The organism is Chthonomonas sp. (assembly GCA_016788425.1).
Taxonomy (GTDB): Bacteria; Armatimonadota; Fimbriimonadia; order Fimbriimonadales; family Fimbriimonadaceae; genus JAEURQ01.
In genome coordinates, this window is sequence record JAEURQ010000001.1 from 319,016 (window position 1) to 334,465 (window position 15,450).

Consider the following 15,450-nt stretch of genomic DNA (forward strand, 5'->3'; position numbering starts at 1 on the left):
ATGATTCAACAGTTTTCTCGACTTAAGGTCGCCGATAACTCGGGCGCTCGCGAAGTCATGTGCATCCGCGTGCTCAAGGGCTCGCAACCCCGCTACGGCGGGGTCGGTGACGTGATTGTTTGTAGCGTCAAGGCCGCAACGCCGAACATGCCGATTAAGAAGGGCGATGTGGTGAAGGCCGTCATCGTTCGCACCCGAAAGGCGGTTCGCCGCGTGGATGGCAGCATGCTGCGCTTCGACGACAACGCTTGCGTTGTGATCAACCCGAACAACGGCGAGCCGCGAGGCACCCGTATCTTCGGCCCGGTCGCTCGCGAACTCCGCGATTCGAACTACATGAAGATCGTTTCGCTGGCTCCGGAGGTGCTGTAATGCCTACTAAAGCTGAAATTAAAAAGCTGAATACCAAGATCAAGCTCAAGCTGCGAACTGGCGACCAAGTCGTCATCATCGCCGGCAAGGACAAGGGTCAAAAGGGATTCATCGCCGCCGTCTCGCCGAAGGAAGGCAAGATCATCGTTCTCCAGAACAATCCGGAAAACGAAGAGCAGCCGCTTCCGTTGAACGCCGTGATCAAGCACCGTAAGGCCAAGATGCAAGGCGAACGCTCGGCTCGCATCAAGCTGCCGGCTCCGCTGCACATCTCGAACGTGATGCTCCTCGACCCCAAGTCGGGCGACGCCACTCGCGTTGGTCGCCGCAAGGAAGGCGGGCGCCTGGTGCGCTACGCCAAGAAGAGCGACACGACGATCAAGGATCCGACGAGCGGTGCTAAGGGCGACGAGCCCAAGGGCAAAAAGAAGAAGTAAACGCTGGGGGATTTCCCCCAGCCCTGAACCCCAAGAACTCGCCGGTCACAGTCGGTGAGGGAGGACAAAACCATGGCAAAGAAAAAAGAAGAAGCCGCCGCTACGGGTGCCGCTCCGGCCCCACGCTTGCGCAAGATTTATAAGGAAAAGGTTTCGCCGAAACTGAACGAAGCTTTCAAGTACAAGTCGTCGATGCAAATCCCGCGCTTGGACAAGATCGTGATCAACATGGGCACCGGCGCCACCGACGAAAAGCACCTCGAAAACTCGGTTCGCGACATGCAACTGATCTCGGGTCAAAAGCCGATCGTCACCCGCGCCCGCAAGGCCGTCTCGAACTTTAAGCTTCGCGAAGGCATGAAGATTGGATGCAAGGTCACCCTCCGCGGCGACCGTGCCTACCACTTCCTGGATAAGCTCGCCACCGTGGTTCTGCCGCGACTGCGCGACTTCCAAGGCCTTTCGCCGAACTCGTTCGACGGTCGTGGCAACTACGCCCTCGGCCTCAAGGAGCAGCTGGTCTTCCCGGAAATCTCGTACGATACGTTCGATCGAATCCGCGGGATGGACATCATCATCTGCACCACCGCCAGCACCGACGAAGAAGCACGCATGTTCCTGAAGGAAATGGGCATGCCGATTCGCGACAAGTAAGGCGCAGAGTCTTCGCAAAGAAAGTGGTCGGGTCCGCAGGGATCCGGCCACTTTTGCTTCAAACCGGCGAGTTTTCTGCCGATAATCAAGGCGTTCACCCGCAAACTTGCGGGTAGAGTTAGTCCGAGCCATGCTGTTCACCGCGCCCGAATTCGCCGCATTTTTGCTCATCACGTTCGGGCTCTATTACGTCCCCGCTTTTCGCCGATTCCAAGTTCAGATATTGGTCGGCGCGAGCATGGTTTTCTACTCGTGGACGCAGCCGATCCTGTTGCTTTTGCTTGTCACGAGCGTGGTGCTCAACTCGGTCATCAGCTACCGAACCTACTTTGCGAAAGATGCGGGCAGTCAATTGCGGTGGGCGATCAGCGGGGTGGTCGTCAATCTCGCGATTCTTGGCTTCTTTAAGTACGGCAACCTGATTTTTCATCTCGTCAAATCGGCGTTTGACTCGCCCGGTGTATCCGGCGTGCAGCATACGCTGGGCATAGCGCTGCCCATCGGGATTAGCTTCTACACGTTCGAGGGCATCAGTCTGCTGGTCGACGTGATCCGCTCAAAGCAAGGCGACACCAAGGTGCTCGGCACCGGCCGCATCGTGGACGACAATTTCTGGCAGCACATGCTCAACACGTCGCTGTTCGTGACGTTCTTCCCGCACCTTATCGCCGGCCCCATCCTCAAGGCGCGGCATTACTTCCCGCAAATCAAGCAAAAGTTGTTCGGCGAGATTCCGTGGGATGTGGCGTACCGAACGCTGGTCATGGGCTTCTTCCTCAAGATGGTGGTGGCCGACAATATCAGCGCCTACACCAACTTTATCAAGTTCCCCGAGTACCAAACCCTCAGCACGGCGACGGGGCTTTCGCTGCTGTTTGGTTACTCGATGCAGATCTTCGCCGACTTCGCGGGGTACTCGCTCATCGCGATCGGTCTTGGGCACTTGTTTGGCTACGAACTCCCGGACAACTTCAACTTCCCGTACATCTCGCGTTCGCTCAGCGAGTTTTGGCGGCGCTGGCATATCTCGCTCTCCACGTGGCTTCGCGATTACCTCTACATTCCGCTCGGCGGAAACAAGAAGGGCAATGTCCGCACGTACATCAATCTCGCTTTGGTCATGGTGCTTGGCGGGCTTTGGCATGGCGCGGCCCTCTCTTACGCGGTTTGGGGTGCGTATCACGGGCTCGGTCTTGCGATTGAGCGGCTGTTCACGCGGAACCCGGATCGCCAAATAGGACAGGTTGGTTCGGCGCTCAAACTGCTGGCCGTGTTCACGTTCGTGAGTTTCGGGTGGCTGCTGTTCAAGCTCACCGAATTCCACCAAGTGGTGGACTTCTGCCAGCACATGGCGGCTAACCTTAAGCTGAAAAACGACCTGCAGGTCATCGGGCCGACGCTATTGTTCTCCATTCCGGTGGTCGTCTACCACCTCTACAATTTGGACTCGCTACGCGCTCGGCGGGCGGAGCTGATTTCGCAAGGCAACGCCGGATATCGGGCGCGGCGCATCGCCATCTACGCGGTCCTGCTGACCGCGATTATCCTCAACGACGGAACTTCCAATGACTTCATCTACTTCCAGTTCTAACTTTTCCATCTGGAAGCCCTCGCTTGGCGTGGCGCTGTTGCTGGTGGCCAGCTACGGATTGCTGGTGCAGTCAGGCAAGGTTCCGAGTGGCCAAGGCGTTTCGCAGTATCAGCTTAACTGGGTGACCCTGGAGAAGTTTGCGACTGACCCGATGCCGCAGGTGGAGGCGGTGATCTGCGGGAGTTCGATGGGCCAGACGCTCAAGCCTCAGCTTATTGACAAGCGGTTCTACAATCTCAGCGTGCTGGGGACATCGGGTCTTACGGGCCTCAAAGCGGTGAACGCCTCGCCAAATAAGCCGCGGCTGATCTTTGTCGAGATGTCGTTCACGTTGGCCAACGGCGTAGAAACCCAGATGCTCAACAGCATGCTTTCGCCGTATCACAAGTGGGTGGCCGAACACGCCAAGTTTTTGCGGCAGGACTACCAGCCGACCGACATTTTGCTCTCCAAGTTCCGCCGCAAGAGCCTCGCCGGGCAGGATAATCCGGCTTCGCCGGAGGCCATTGCGGGCGCTGTGCGACGCCACACCGTGCCCACTCCGGCCTGGGAAACCAATAACTTGGAAACCGTGATTAGCGGTCTGAAGACCGAAATCGCGACGGCGCAAGCACGCGGCTGTAAGGTGGTGCTGTTGGAGATGCTTGCTTCGGCTGAGGTCGAAGCGACGCCGAAATTTGTCGGAATCCGCGAGCGCATCGCGCGCGAGTTTCCGCAAGGCGAATACACCTGGAGCCAGCCCATGCAGCAGGCCGACGTGGTGACTTCGGACGGCATCCACCTGGTGCCGAGCAAGGCGGCGGAGGTCTCGCGCGCCCTCATCGAGGCCCTAGGGAGCTAGGCGCTCAACCCGCCAGGCGTCGTCCTCTCGCACGTATCGCAATCGATCGTGCAGTCGTGCCGGACGTCCTTGCCAAAATTCAACCCAGCGCGGAACCAGACGGTACCCGCCCCAATTCTCGGGTCGCGGGCCAGGCATCGCCTTGGCCATGAGCTCTTCGAGTTCTTCGCGGCTACCAATGACCTGGCTTTGCGGGCTGATGGTCGAGGCGAGTTGGCTCTCGATGGGACGGCTGAGGAAGTAGGCGTCGGACTCGGCCGCCGAGACCCGGGTGAGCTCGCCTTGCAGCCGCACTTGCCGCTCGAGATAGCCCCACCAAAACGTGGCGGCGGCGCGATGAGTGGCTTCAATCTCGTGGCCCTTTTGCGAGTCGTAGTTGGTGTAGAACACGATGCCGTGCTCGTCAATGCCGCGGCAGAGCACCATCCGGCCATTCGGCCAACCATCGGCGGAGACCGTGCTCAGGCACATGGCCGTGGATTCGGTCTCGTGGCGGGCGTCCTCAAGCCACGCTGCCAGCATCTTTAAGGGGTTCGGCAGCAGGCTCGCCTCGGTCAATTCTCCCTTCGTGTACGAACTGCGATCCATCGCCTTGATTGTGTCCGAATTGCGTGTGCAGAAAAAACGAAAAAACCTATCGAACAAATGCCGTGAATTCGTATTCTAGCCTTATAATAGGACTTGTAATCATGAAAATGCGCCTCTCAATGTTGTGGGTCGCGAGCTCCCTGATGGCTGCGTTGCCGTCGCTGGTCGGAGCCGTGCAGTGGGTGGGGAACACCAAGCTCTACCTCAACGGAATTGAATTCCCGAAGCGTAGCGCCTTTGTGGAGGCGTACCAAACGCTGACGGTCGTCACTCAGACCTATCCGATTCAGCCGAGCCAGACGGTCAAGCTGGTTTACACGACCAACAACTGGTCGACCACCCAAGAGCAAACCTTCAATTTCGACTTCAATGTGGGCAACAACAGCCAGTGGTGGGCGGTCATGGGGCCATTCCCCAAGGGCACGCAAATCGACTTTTACATCAAGGCGGATTCGCCGGGCGAGACCACAAAGTACGACAACAACAGCTTTGCGAACTACGGCTTTGTCAGTCGCTTTGCCAGCAACTTTCGCCGTGGCCCGATCCTGCAGTGGTTCGAAACCGAATACAAGACGATTCTTCAGCGGTTGCCGGAAGTCGTGCGGGCTGGGTACTCGGCCATCTATCTGCCTTCGCCGGTGAAGAGCGGGGGCGGCGGATTTTCGGTCGGCTACAACCCGTTCGACCGTTTTGACCTCGGCGACCGCATGCAAAAGGGTTCGCTGCGGACCAAGTACGGCACGACGCAGGAATTGCAGGAGCTCATTCGCACCGCGAAGCGGCTGGGCATCGAGGTCTATTGCGACATCGTTCTGAACCACAACGACAACCGTGCGAGTTCGGCGATCAACAGCTACCCGGACATGATTCCGGAAGATTTCCATATCAACTCGTCGGCCAACACGAGCAACTCGGAGATTGACTTTAATCTGAATCCGGGGCCGTTTAGCAACGCGATGCTGAATCACGACCTAGTAGGGCTGACCGACATTGCCCACGAGGATGGCAACGCCATCGCGACGAGCATTACGCCGCCCAGCTACGCGCCGCTCAATTCGTTCAGCAAGCCGAGTTTCGTGCGGCACCCGTTGGTGCCCGCGTACTACGCCAATGGCGTGCCGGTGGCCGAGGATGTGCGCCAGTTTCTTCGTCGCTGGATGGAGTGGATGACCGCCTCCATCGGCTTTGATGGCTACCGTTTGGACGCGGTGAAGCACATGCCGCCGCAGTACTTGGGTTACGCCGCCGACCAGCCAGTGACGGGCCGCACGTACAATAACGGCGACCTTTTGCCGAGCCTGTTCCGCAACTCGCCGGAGCTTTACATTTTTGGCGAGTCGTATACGAGCAACTCGTACGAGCTGCGCGAACATGCCAAAACCGGCATGAACCTGCTGGACTTTCCGTTCTTTTTCTCGGCCAGAACCCTGCTGAATGGCAACGGGTTCGGTAATATCGGCGCGTCGTTTGGCAACAGCTATGGGCTCGATGCTTCCACCGGCTTGGCCTACGAAGCAGGCGGGCTCGGGTTTGATACGGGCGTGGCGTTTATCCAAAGTCACGACGACGGGCCGCCGACCGCGAACAATTTGGGTTACGCCTACCTGCTGACCCGCCCGGGTCGCGCCAAGGTGTACTACGACGGCAACAACATCGCGCCGAACAATTGGAGCAACTTCCCGCGACCGGGTCGGGGCGATTCGCTGGAAGGCGACGGCATCCTGGCGCCGATCCTCGACGTGAACAAGCGGTTTGCGCGAGGCACCATCTACAACCGCATCGTGCAAAGCGACCTGTACGTGTTTGAGCGGCAGGTAGGCGGGCAATCAACTTTGCTCGTGGGCATGAACGATCGCGGCGACGTGAGCTCGACCACGACGAGCGTGCAGACGGCGTTTCCGGCGGGCACCGTGCTCCGCGATTACAGCGGCCAGCGACCCGACGTGACCGTCGGCGCGACAGGCTTGGTCAGCATCACCGTGCCGAGCAACAGTACGGCGACGGTGACGAACAACGCTCGCGGCTACGTACTGTACGCGCCGATTACGCCGCAAGCGCAGAACGATCCGGCCATCGAACTCTCGCTGAACGGCTCCGAGAAAAGCCGCACCCCGCTCTCTCTCGAGAAGGTCGCCAACCCGGCGGGCTCGTTCAACGGCATCTCGCAAGTCTTCGTCGCGTATCGGCTGCGAACGAGCGATCCGGTCACGATTAACGTGCAGACCGACGGCACCGGCGACTCGGCCTTCCTGGAACTCAATGGCGGCGTGGCCGTCAACGGCGTGACTCCGCTGAGCGGCACGACCGAGGGGCTGACGGATGGCTACGTGCCAATGACGAAGCTGGCCAACGGCTCGTTCCGATTGGCGAGTGTGAATCTTTCGAACCTGGAAGACGGCATGCACATGATCAAGGTGCGGGTGTTCAAGGGCGGCACTGGTCCGAAATTCTTTAGCGAATTCCAGCAAGTTGTGTACTTGGAGCGGGCGCAATTAACGGCGGCCTACAAGGTGGATGGCGACCTGGCCAACTATGGCTCGGCGAACCTGACTCAGCTGCGGGTGGCCACCTCAAACGCGAACCGATTGGACAATGCGTATGTCCGCAATTCGGTGGATACGCTGTATCTGGGCTACGCAGGGAACGTGGATGCGAGCGAAAACTTGACGAACGGGTTCTTTGCTTACCTGGATACCGATCCGACGGCGGGCACGGGAATCGCCAACATGGCGGCGCTTCGAGATGACACCGGCCCGGCGACGAGGCTGCTCTCGCGGCGACCGTTCACCGCGCCGAGTGGTTTCGGCGCGGAGTTTGGTGTGGCGATGTTCCGGCAGGCTCAACTCTCCTCGGCCATGGGTACCGACTTTATTGGCGGTCCGACCACGCCGTTCGCCTTTGGCTCGACGGTCGGCCTGTATGGCCTGAGCGCCAGCAGCCCCGCGCAGTTCGCGCGCTATCCGGGCACGTTTGCGTTCCAGTCGCGGGTCAACAAGACCGACCCGGCCAAGGGCTTTGAGATTGCGATTAAGCTTCGCGACCTGTTCCCGGGCGGCATCTCGCCCTCGCAAAAGATCGGTCTGATCGCCGGGATTGGCTCGACCGGGGAACCGGGTTCGACCTTGGTTTCGACGGATCCGCTGCGCGCTACGGTGGGCGGGCGCGCAATTGCCCAGCCTTGGACCTCAAACCAGTTTCTGCCGACGCAGACCTCAATCTTCAGCGATCCGGGAACGGGCGCCGTGTCTCTCACGAACTCGCTGACCTACACGATTCAGCGGGCCACGGTGATCAGCGCGGGGAGCTACTCGGTGTCGGTGCTCGGTCAGAACGGTAGCAATAACCAGGTGACGATGACCGTGCGGTTGACGAACACTGGGGCTTCGGCCCTGGCCGGGCCGCTGCACCTGATTGTGCGAGTGCCGGGCAATATTGACCTGACCAACAAGACCGGCGTGAGCTTTGTGAACCCGGCCCCGTTCATCGACCTTCCGGCAAGCCTGCCGGCGGGCAAGTCGGTGAATGTGACGCTCAAGTTCAGCGGCGCGAACTCGGTGTCGCCGACGTTTGAGCTGACGCGTGGATCGGGAACGTTCTAAACGTCGAGCCGATTGAGTTCCGCGGGCCATGGCTGGCGGGACTCAATCGCGCGGATCACCACGATCGTCCCGAAGAACAAGATTGTCAAGGGCAGCGCCATCATCAGCATGCTAAAGGGGTCGTTGCTCGGCGTGAGCACCGCCGAGACGATGAAGATGATGACCGTGCTGTGCCGCCAATAGCGGTTGAGCGTGCTCGGGCGCAGGATTCCAAACTTGTAGAGGATAAATGTGATGAGCGGGAGCTGGAAGCCGATGCCAAACGCGAGCAGCATTTTTAGGCTGAGGCTCACCATTTTTAGGGGGTCTTGGAAGAGCCCGGCGTTGCCGTAGTCTTCCAAGTAGCTGCCAAACCACTCGTAGGCCGAGGGTAAGACGATCCAGCCAAAGAAGCATCCGATGGCGAACAGCAAAATCGCGGCCGGCGCACCGCGCTGGAAGGGCAGTCGTTCGTTTGGCTTGAGTCCGGGAGCGATGAACGCCCAAAGTTGGAGGATCAGCAGCGGAGACGCGATCATGATGCCCAGCACCAGCGAGTTGGAGAGCTTGAGCATGAACGGGTCGGTGATCGTGTGAAACGCGACCGTTGACTGCGTGCCCTTCGGAACCGCGCCCATGACCACTTTCTCCAGCGCCCGATAGACGGAGGGTTGCAAGAACCAAGCGCCGACCCAGGCAAACAAGAGGATCATGAGCGACCGAATGAGCCGCGTTCGCAGCTCCTCCAGGTGACCAATAAAAGAGAGGCGGAACTCTTCCGGGTCTTCCGGAAGGTGCCGCCTCACTGCTTTTGTTACGCCGGGTAGGAGCAACTCTGCCTTAGCGAGTGATCGCGTCCAGCGTCATGATGGTTTGGATGCGCTCGCGCACGACTCGGTACGCGCCACCGCTACCCGAACCGCTGCCGCCGCGACCATTGCCGCCGCCGCCACCTGCCCCAGGACCAGCGGTGCGACCACCGCCGCCACCCTTGCCTTGGAATGCGCCGGTCGGAACCGTCGGGCTGCCGCCAGGGCCGGAGCGATTGTCCATGGAAGCACCAGCGTTACCGCCGCCGCCACCACCAGGACCTGCGCCCAGTCCGCGCTTACCACCCGGGCCTGCCGGAGTGCCACCGCCACCGGCTGCACCACCACCGCCGCCACTCGGCGTGACGCGGATGCGCGTGGTTTGGGTGAAGTTGCGTTCAATCTTGAGCACGACTCCGCGATCGAGGCTGAACCAATAAATTTCTTCGTCTTCAACGCCGCCACCGCCGGCGCCGCTCACGGCAATTTTGTTGCGGACCTTGACCGTGCGCTCGCCGTTTTGGTACTCAATCGCTTCGACCGTACCGCGGGCCGGGGTAAGCGTGGTCACGTTCGGGGTTTCGGCAATCTTCTCGGGCGTCGTGCCGTTGTTTTTGATGAAGCTTGCGCTCCAAGTGGAGCCGACGGTCACACCCTTTTGCGGAAGCACCGGAAGCGGGAATGTTGCGTACAGATTCGTGTTCGACAAGCCGCCCGAGTTGCCATCAATGCCGGTGTAGAACGGCGCGCGACCAAAGATTTCACGACCCGTGTTGCTGATCATCATGTAGATGGGGTTGATCGTGTCCTTGTAGTACTTCTTCGGAGCGTCGTCGCCCGAGGTTTGAACCGTCACGTAATCCTTACCGTTGTTCGGGTGCGCCTGCATCCGAACCAAACCGCGGCTACCATTTTCGAGTCGCTGATCGAAGCCGATGAGATAGCGGAACGCCATGACTTCGGCGCCCAACTCAGCAGCTCGTCCGCCTAGCTTGGCTTGCGCCTCGCTGATGACGCTGCGACCGACGCGCATCTTGACCGAGTAGATCATTTCTTGACCCGGCACAAAGTTGTATCGAAGTTGGAAGCCGCCGGCGGGTGCCTTGAGCGAGCTGCGGTTGTCGAGGCGAACGTTCACGCTGGATCGGTTGACGACGCGGGTGCCGTCGCCGAACGGGGCGTAGAGCACGGCTTCAATTTTCAGGTTGCCGTCCGCCAGTTCGCGTTCCTTCGAGTCGAGTTCGTAAATCCAAAGGCCGTCTTCGACCTTATCGCCAAAGCTCGGGACGACGGCTTCGAGGAACTTGCCGTTCACCCAAATGCCAACGTAGCTGCCTTCGCTGATACTGGCGCGGGGGATGCGGACCTTGATGGTTTCGCGGACCAGCGATCCGTTCGTCGGGCGGCGGATGGTAAAGGCCCCTTGGGCAAAAACGCTTGCGACTAACGCAAGTCCAACTAAGCTAGCAAGTGTTCGTTTCATGTGGATGAAAACTTCCTGGGTTCATTGTGTATGACGAGACCGCGTCGGCAAGTGTTACAGCGACGGTTTCCACAACTTCAACCGTCATAATACTCGGCAGATGGTGATTCCATTCGACCCCTCCACGCTGAACCCCCAACAGAGACTGGCCGTCGAGTGGCCGGGCGGCCCCATCATGATTTTAGCGGGCGCGGGTTCGGGCAAAACGCGGGTCATCACGTGCCGCATTGCGCGGCTCATCGCCGAGGGCGTGGCGCCTTACCGCATCCTGAGTGTCACGTTCACCAACAAGGCGGCCAAGGAGATGCGGGAGCGCATCGAAGAGATGGTCGGTTCGAGCGACGCCCGGTCGCTTTGGATGGGCACCTTCCACAGCATCTGCGCGCGCATGCTCCGCATGGAAGGTAAGGCCATTGGGATTGACCCCAGTTTTGTTGTCTATGACGACGGCGACCAACTGACCTTGATCAAGGACATTCTCAAGGCGCAGAACCTGGACGACAAGGCGTTTCAGCCGCGAGGCATCCTCAGCGAGATTAGCCGCGCGAAGGAAAAAATGGTGACGCCCGAGGTTTACAAGCGCGAGGCGGCGACATTCTTCGAGCAGCGCGTCGCGGAGATTTATCCGGTGTATCAAAACCGGCTCACCAAGGCGTCGGCCCTGGACTTCGACGACATCCTCTACTATGCGGTGAAGCTGCTGGAGGACGCGCCCGAGGTTCGCCAGAAGTATCAGCAGCGATTTCAGCACGTGCTGATCGACGAGTACCAGGACGTCAACTTTACGCAATATCGGTTTGCCCAGCTGATTGGGGAGGGTCACCGCAACCTCACGATCGTCGGCGACGACGACCAGTCGATTTATGGCTGGCGCGGGGCGGATGTGTCACTCATGTTGCGATTCGGCTCGGACTACCCCGACGCCAAAATCATCACGCTGGATCAGAACTACCGCTCGACGAAGAAGATTTTGGACGCCGCGTTCCACGTGATCAAGCACAACCGATCGCGAACCGACAAGCGTCTTTGGACCGAAAACAACGACGGGCAGCTGATCATCGTCAAGGAGACAGGCTCGGAGAACGACGAGGCGATGGCTGTCGCCGACCTTGTACTGAGTCACCAGCGACGCACCGGTCGCAAGTTCGGCGAGTACGCCGTGCTCTACCGCACCAACGCCATGAGCCGCGCCTTTGAAGAAGCGTTCCTCACGATGCGCGTTCCGCATATCCTGGTGGGCGGCGTCCGGTTCTACGAGCGCAAGGAAGTCAAGGACTTGATCGGATACTTGCGCGTGGTGCAAAACCCGAACGACACGATTAGCCTCAAGCGGATTTTGAACACCCCGACGCGCGGCATCGGGGCGACTACGGTGGGCAAACTCGAGGGCTGGGCGACCAAATACGCCCGCACCGCGTTTGAGGCGCTGAGCGACCAAGAACTGCAGATCGGCATGACGACCAAGACCCGCGGCGCGGTTCAGTCGTTCGTCGGCCTGATTGAGGACGCCCGGCAGATGGCGGATGAAGGGCAGCCCGTCACCGCGATCCTCAAGCATCTGCTCAAATACAGTGGGTATGAAGACGAGCTTCGCGCCGAACGCACCGAAGAGAGCATTAGCCGCCTGGAAAACTTGCAAGAGCTGGTGAACGTAACCACGACCTACGACGCGAGCGACGAAGAGGGGCGTGGGCTGTTCGGGTTTTTGGAGAGCGTTTCGCTGATCAGCGACATCGACACGCTCACCGAAACCGGCGAGGCCGTGACCTTGATGACGCTGCACAGCAGCAAGGGCCTGGAGTTTCCGGTGGTGTTTTTGGTCGGGATGGAAGAAAATGTCTTCCCGCATTCGCGGGCGCAAAACGACCCCAGCGAATTGGAAGAAGAGCGGCGGCTTGCCTATGTGGGCATCACTCGTGCCCGCGAGGAGTTGATCATGACGCACGCCCGTCGGCGGACCGTGTTTGGCAGCGCCAACTTCAATCGCCGGTCGCGGTTCTTGGACGACATTCCGGAAGACCTGTTGCAGCTGGAGTATGCGCCGGGTTCGGCGTATGGCTACGAATCGCCCGTGCGGAGCGTGCGCAGCGAACGCGAGGGCGGCTATCAGGTGATCAACAAGGCGGTCCGCGAGGAGCCCGAAGAAGTGTTCACCGCGTGGGAGGCGCCGTTCAAGGTCGGCCAGCGGGTGACGCACGCCAAGTTCGGCATCGGCATTGTCATTGCCTGTGCGCCTTTGAAGAACGATTGCGAAGTCACGGTGACGTTCCCCGGCGTGATCGGCACGAAGAAGATGGTGCAGAGCTTCGCCAAGCTGGTGGTGATCGAGTGAAGATTCTGCTCGGCGTTGCGGCCGGCTTCGTGTTGGTTGGCTGCGGCGGATCGAACAGCTCGTGGTGGCCGATGGAAGTGGGCAAGGAATGGACCTACGTGGCCAAGTCAGGCCTGAACTCAAGTGTGGAAGTGTTTCGAGTGCGGTCTCGCGTGCCGGTCGCGGGTCGCGAAGGATTTGAGATTGTCAGCGATAGCGGGCCAAGCCACCTGGTGTGGAATGACGGCAAGCTTTTGGCCAACCGCCTCGCCGGAACCAGCTTTGTGCCGGCGCTCCCGATTTACTCGGACTCCTCGATGGTCTGGAAAGGAACCGTAGAAACGGCCAGTGGCCCGCGACAAGCCTCGGCGGAGATCAGCACGACCGACGCCGAATACAAGGAGGCGACCCGCACGCTACCTGCGCGCAAAACGACGTTAACCATTGGGTTCAAAGGCGAGAAGCGGGTGCTGACCTACCTCTATGTTCGCGACCTGGGCTTGGTTCAGCACGAGGAGTTTGTGGGGATGTCGCTGGTGCGATCTCTGCTGCTTACGAAAGGTCCGGCGGGTTCTGGGCGCTGATTTTAACCAAAAGGTTAAACGTGTCTTCCAGCGTTTGCGGGAGTACGCGTACTTCGCCGACGGTGGTCATGAAGTTGGTGTCGCCGCTCCAGCGCGGCACGATGTGCCAGTGAATATGGTTCGGAATTCCGGCTCCTGAAGCCTCGCCGATGTTGATGCCGACGTTGAACCCCTGCGGGTTGTAGGCGAGGCGCAGCCAACAAACGGCGGCCTTCACCAATTGGTTAATTTCCTTGAGCTCGGCTCCGTTGAGGGCGGCGATGTCGCCTGTGATGCGGTTCGGCACGACCATGAGGTGACCGTTGGAGTAAGGGAACGCGTTGAGAATCACAAACGAATGCTCGCCTCGAAACACGATTCCAGCCTCGGCGTCGTTGCCCCGTGCGGCTAGGGCGGCAAACAGGCTTCCGCCCGCTGGAACCTCTACTCGGCTCGCAGATTCACCCTTCAGGTAGAGCATGCGCCAGGGAGCATAGAGGCGTTCCATGCTCCCATTTTGGCGCGGATTCGTTAAATGATGTCGCTTTTGCTCGCGCGCACCTTCTGCCCGGCGAGCGGCCGCACCGAGACGATTTGCTCGGGCTCAATATCAATGAGCTTCAGCCAGTCGCCGGTGGCGTCGCTACGCGGGAAGATTTCGTTCTCGCGGAACTCGGCGACCAACGCCTCGCGCATGTCGGCCATGCTGATGCCGTGCGGCACCGTCGGTTCGCTAATGGCTCGACGAATCGCGGCCTCCTTCGCCCGATCCACGACCGACTTGAGGAGGGCCCCGCTAACCATGTCGAGCCAGTAGAGCGTGCGCTGGCCGCTCGATCGCTCGGTGAGTTGCAGGAATTCGGTCTCCTTATTCTCTCGCCAGAGGTGGGCAACCGTGCCTTCAATCAGCGCCTTGCGGGCGCACTCGGCTTCGCCGCGCCACTCGGTGAGGAGTTCGGGATCGAGCGGGGTGTCGCCAGCCAGGTGAATCGCCAAGATGGATTCCGACGACTCGCGGTCCGGTCGCGCGATTTTGACCTTGCGGTCAATGCGCTCAGGGCGGAGGATCGCCGGGTCGATAAAATCGGGGCGGTTGCTGGTGAGCACGATGACGACGTTTTCCAGCGACACCATGCCATCGAGCTCAGCGCAGAACTGCGGCACGATGGTGTTGCTGATGTTGAGTTGGCGACCCGAGGAGCGCGTGCGGAGGAGCGATTCGGCTTCGTCAATGAAGATGACGACCAGCTTGCCTTCCTTCGCTTTCTTGCGGGCAGTGGCGAAGATTTCGCGCACCATGCGTTCGCTTTCGCCAAGCCACATATTCAGAATTTTGGGTCCCGAAATGTGCATGAAGTAGTCCTTCACCTCGTGGCCAACGCGGGCGGAATACTCCTTCGCGAGATTGTGGGCAATCGCCTTGCCAATGAGGGTTTTTCCGCAGCCGGGAGGGCCGAAGAGGAGCACGCCCTTAATGGGCTTCTTGCCGAAGCGGGCATAGATTTCGGGATAGAGCAGAGGGTGCTCGATGGTCTCGCGGATCAGACGAATGGCCTCCTGCTGACCGCCCACATCCGACCATTCCACCGGCGGCACCTCTTCCACAAAATAGTCTTGGGTCTCCTGGCTGGGGATGGTTTCGACCGCGACGCGCCCGGAGGGCTCCACGCGCACTTCGTCGCCAGCCACCACTTCGCTCAGCGTCGGGCCACGCCACACCAGGCGCGTGGCGGAGCCTTGCGCGTCCACTGCGATGCGCAGGCGACGCTCGTCCACAACTTCAATCACGCGGAACTGCGCGCCGCCCTCGTGCGGCGGAAGCGTGCCGACGATGGCGTAAGCCTCGTTGAGCAGGACGCGGGTGCCGGTCGTGAGATCGTCGGGGTTGACCTTGGGGTCGGCCAGGGCAACGAGCTCGCCTTCGCCCTGCGCAATCAGGTGACGACTATCGGCCAGCGGTTGCAAATACAGCCCGATGCGGTTGGCCGGTGCGGTGAGCTTTTCGTATGCTTCGGCGTATTGCGAGAGCAACGCCTCGCGCTCGGCTTCGGATTGGGCGATCTGCTCGATTTCGGCCCGCAACGCGAAGAGCTGGTTTTCAAATTTCAGGCGATCGGTGGCCCCTTCTTGCTTCAGCTGTTCCAGCATCAAAAGGATGGTTTCGACTCGCGATTCGGCGGACATATACTTACTCTACGCCATGGAAACCGGTCCTGATTGGGC

Annotated in this window: 13 protein-coding genes; 8 read left to right on the plus strand and 5 right to left on the minus strand. The window is 60.0% G+C overall.

What is annotated here, in order from left to right; genetic code table 11:
• The 5 genes from rplN to JNJ45_01595 all read left to right on the plus strand — a co-directional run bounded on the left by rplN (position 1) and on the right by JNJ45_01595 (position 3,895).
• Positions 1-372: a 50S ribosomal protein L14 gene (rplN, locus tag JNJ45_01575; protein ID MBL8047348.1), complete on the plus strand. Its 372-nt coding sequence runs from the start codon at positions 1-3 to the stop codon at positions 370-372.
• Positions 372-809, plus strand: coding sequence for a 50S ribosomal protein L24 (rplX, locus tag JNJ45_01580; protein MBL8047349.1), 438 nt, complete (start codon positions 372-374; stop codon positions 807-809). The genes rplN and rplX overlap by 1 nt, the downstream gene beginning before the upstream one ends.
• A gap of 72 nt (positions 810-881) precedes the next feature.
• A complete protein-coding gene (gene rplE, locus JNJ45_01585) occupies positions 882-1,463 on the plus strand; it encodes a 50S ribosomal protein L5 (protein MBL8047350.1) in 582 nt (193 codons plus the stop codon).
• A gap of 130 nt (positions 1,464-1,593) precedes the next feature.
• Positions 1,594-3,054, plus strand: coding sequence for an MBOAT family protein (locus JNJ45_01590; GenBank protein MBL8047351.1), 1,461 nt, complete (start codon positions 1,594-1,596; stop codon positions 3,052-3,054).
• 28 nt (positions 3,055-3,082) lie between these two features.
• The gene (locus JNJ45_01595) at positions 3,083-3,895 is read left to right on the plus strand and encodes a hypothetical protein (protein ID MBL8047352.1); all 813 of its coding nucleotides are present in this window, start codon (positions 3,083-3,085) and stop codon (positions 3,893-3,895) included.
• Here JNJ45_01595 and pdxH read toward each other — a convergent pair.
• Positions 3,884-4,483 (minus strand): pyridoxamine 5'-phosphate oxidase, encoded by a 600-nt coding sequence (gene pdxH, locus JNJ45_01600; GenBank protein MBL8047353.1) that lies wholly within the window; start codon positions 4,481-4,483, stop codon positions 3,884-3,886. The genes JNJ45_01595 and pdxH overlap by 12 nt on opposite strands.
• A 101-nt stretch (positions 4,484-4,584) precedes the next feature.
• Between pdxH and JNJ45_01605 the strand changes: the two genes are divergently transcribed.
• Positions 4,585-8,082 (plus strand): hypothetical protein, encoded by a 3,498-nt coding sequence (locus tag JNJ45_01605; GenBank protein MBL8047354.1) that lies wholly within the window; start codon positions 4,585-4,587, stop codon positions 8,080-8,082.
• On the opposite strand, the gene tatC is transcribed toward JNJ45_01605, so the two are convergent.
• Together tatC and JNJ45_01615 are read right to left on the minus strand one after the other, a co-directional pair.
• Positions 8,079-8,867: a twin-arginine translocase subunit TatC gene (tatC, locus tag JNJ45_01610; protein MBL8047355.1), complete on the minus strand. Its 789-nt coding sequence runs from the start codon at positions 8,865-8,867 to the stop codon at positions 8,079-8,081. The genes JNJ45_01605 and tatC overlap by 4 nt on opposite strands.
• A 34-nt stretch (positions 8,868-8,901) precedes the next feature.
• Complete coding sequence (locus tag JNJ45_01615; GenBank protein MBL8047356.1) at positions 8,902-10,353, minus strand: hypothetical protein; 1,452 nt, start codon at positions 10,351-10,353, stop codon at positions 8,902-8,904.
• Between the two features lie 100 nt (positions 10,354-10,453).
• On the opposite strand from JNJ45_01615, the gene JNJ45_01620 reads away from it, so the two are divergent.
• Positions 10,454-12,685 carry a UvrD-helicase domain-containing protein gene (locus JNJ45_01620; GenBank protein ID MBL8047357.1) on the plus strand — a complete coding sequence of 744 codons (2,232 nt, stop codon included), beginning with the start codon at positions 10,454-10,456 and terminating at the stop codon, positions 12,683-12,685.
• Complete coding sequence (locus tag JNJ45_01625; protein MBL8047358.1) at positions 12,682-13,248, plus strand: hypothetical protein; 567 nt, start codon at positions 12,682-12,684, stop codon at positions 13,246-13,248. Before JNJ45_01620 ends, JNJ45_01625 begins: the two co-directional genes overlap by 4 nt.
• Here JNJ45_01625 and JNJ45_01630 read toward each other — a convergent pair.
• Both JNJ45_01630 and JNJ45_01635 read right to left on the minus strand, forming a co-directional pair.
• Entirely contained in the window at positions 13,217-13,735 is a 519-nt protein-coding gene (locus JNJ45_01630) for an HIT domain-containing protein (GenBank protein ID MBL8047359.1), read from the minus strand. The genes JNJ45_01625 and JNJ45_01630 overlap by 32 nt on opposite strands.
• Before the next feature lie 23 nt (positions 13,736-13,758).
• Positions 13,759-15,411, minus strand: coding sequence for an AAA family ATPase (locus JNJ45_01635; GenBank protein MBL8047360.1), 1,653 nt, complete (start codon positions 15,409-15,411; stop codon positions 13,759-13,761).
• Between the last annotated feature and the right edge of the window lie 39 nt (positions 15,412-15,450).

Excerpts from the sequence above, each read along its gene's own strand:
- rplN (MBL8047348.1), top strand. The coding sequence starts at position 1 with ATGATTCAACAGTTTTCTCGACTTAAGGTCGCCGATAACTCGGGCGCT.
- rplX (MBL8047349.1), top strand. The coding sequence starts at position 372 with ATGCCTACTAAAGCTGAAATTAAAAAGCTGAATACCAAGATCAAGCTC.
- rplE (MBL8047350.1), top strand. The coding sequence starts at position 882 with ATGGCAAAGAAAAAAGAAGAAGCCGCCGCTACGGGTGCCGCTCCGGCC.
- JNJ45_01590 (MBL8047351.1), top strand. The coding sequence starts at position 1,594 with ATGCTGTTCACCGCGCCCGAATTCGCCGCATTTTTGCTCATCACGTTC.
- pdxH (MBL8047353.1), bottom strand. The coding sequence starts at position 4,483 with ATGGATCGCAGTTCGTACACGAAGGGAGAATTGACCGAGGCGAGCCTG.
- JNJ45_01605 (MBL8047354.1), top strand. The coding sequence starts at position 4,585 with ATGAAAATGCGCCTCTCAATGTTGTGGGTCGCGAGCTCCCTGATGGCT.
- JNJ45_01615 (MBL8047356.1), bottom strand. The coding sequence starts at position 10,353 with ATGAAACGAACACTTGCTAGCTTAGTTGGACTTGCGTTAGTCGCAAGC.
- JNJ45_01620 (MBL8047357.1), top strand. The coding sequence starts at position 10,454 with ATGGTGATTCCATTCGACCCCTCCACGCTGAACCCCCAACAGAGACTG.
- JNJ45_01630 (MBL8047359.1), bottom strand. The coding sequence starts at position 13,735 with ATGGAACGCCTCTATGCTCCCTGGCGCATGCTCTACCTGAAGGGTGAA.
- JNJ45_01635 (MBL8047360.1), bottom strand. The coding sequence starts at position 15,411 with ATGTCCGCCGAATCGCGAGTCGAAACCATCCTTTTGATGCTGGAACAG.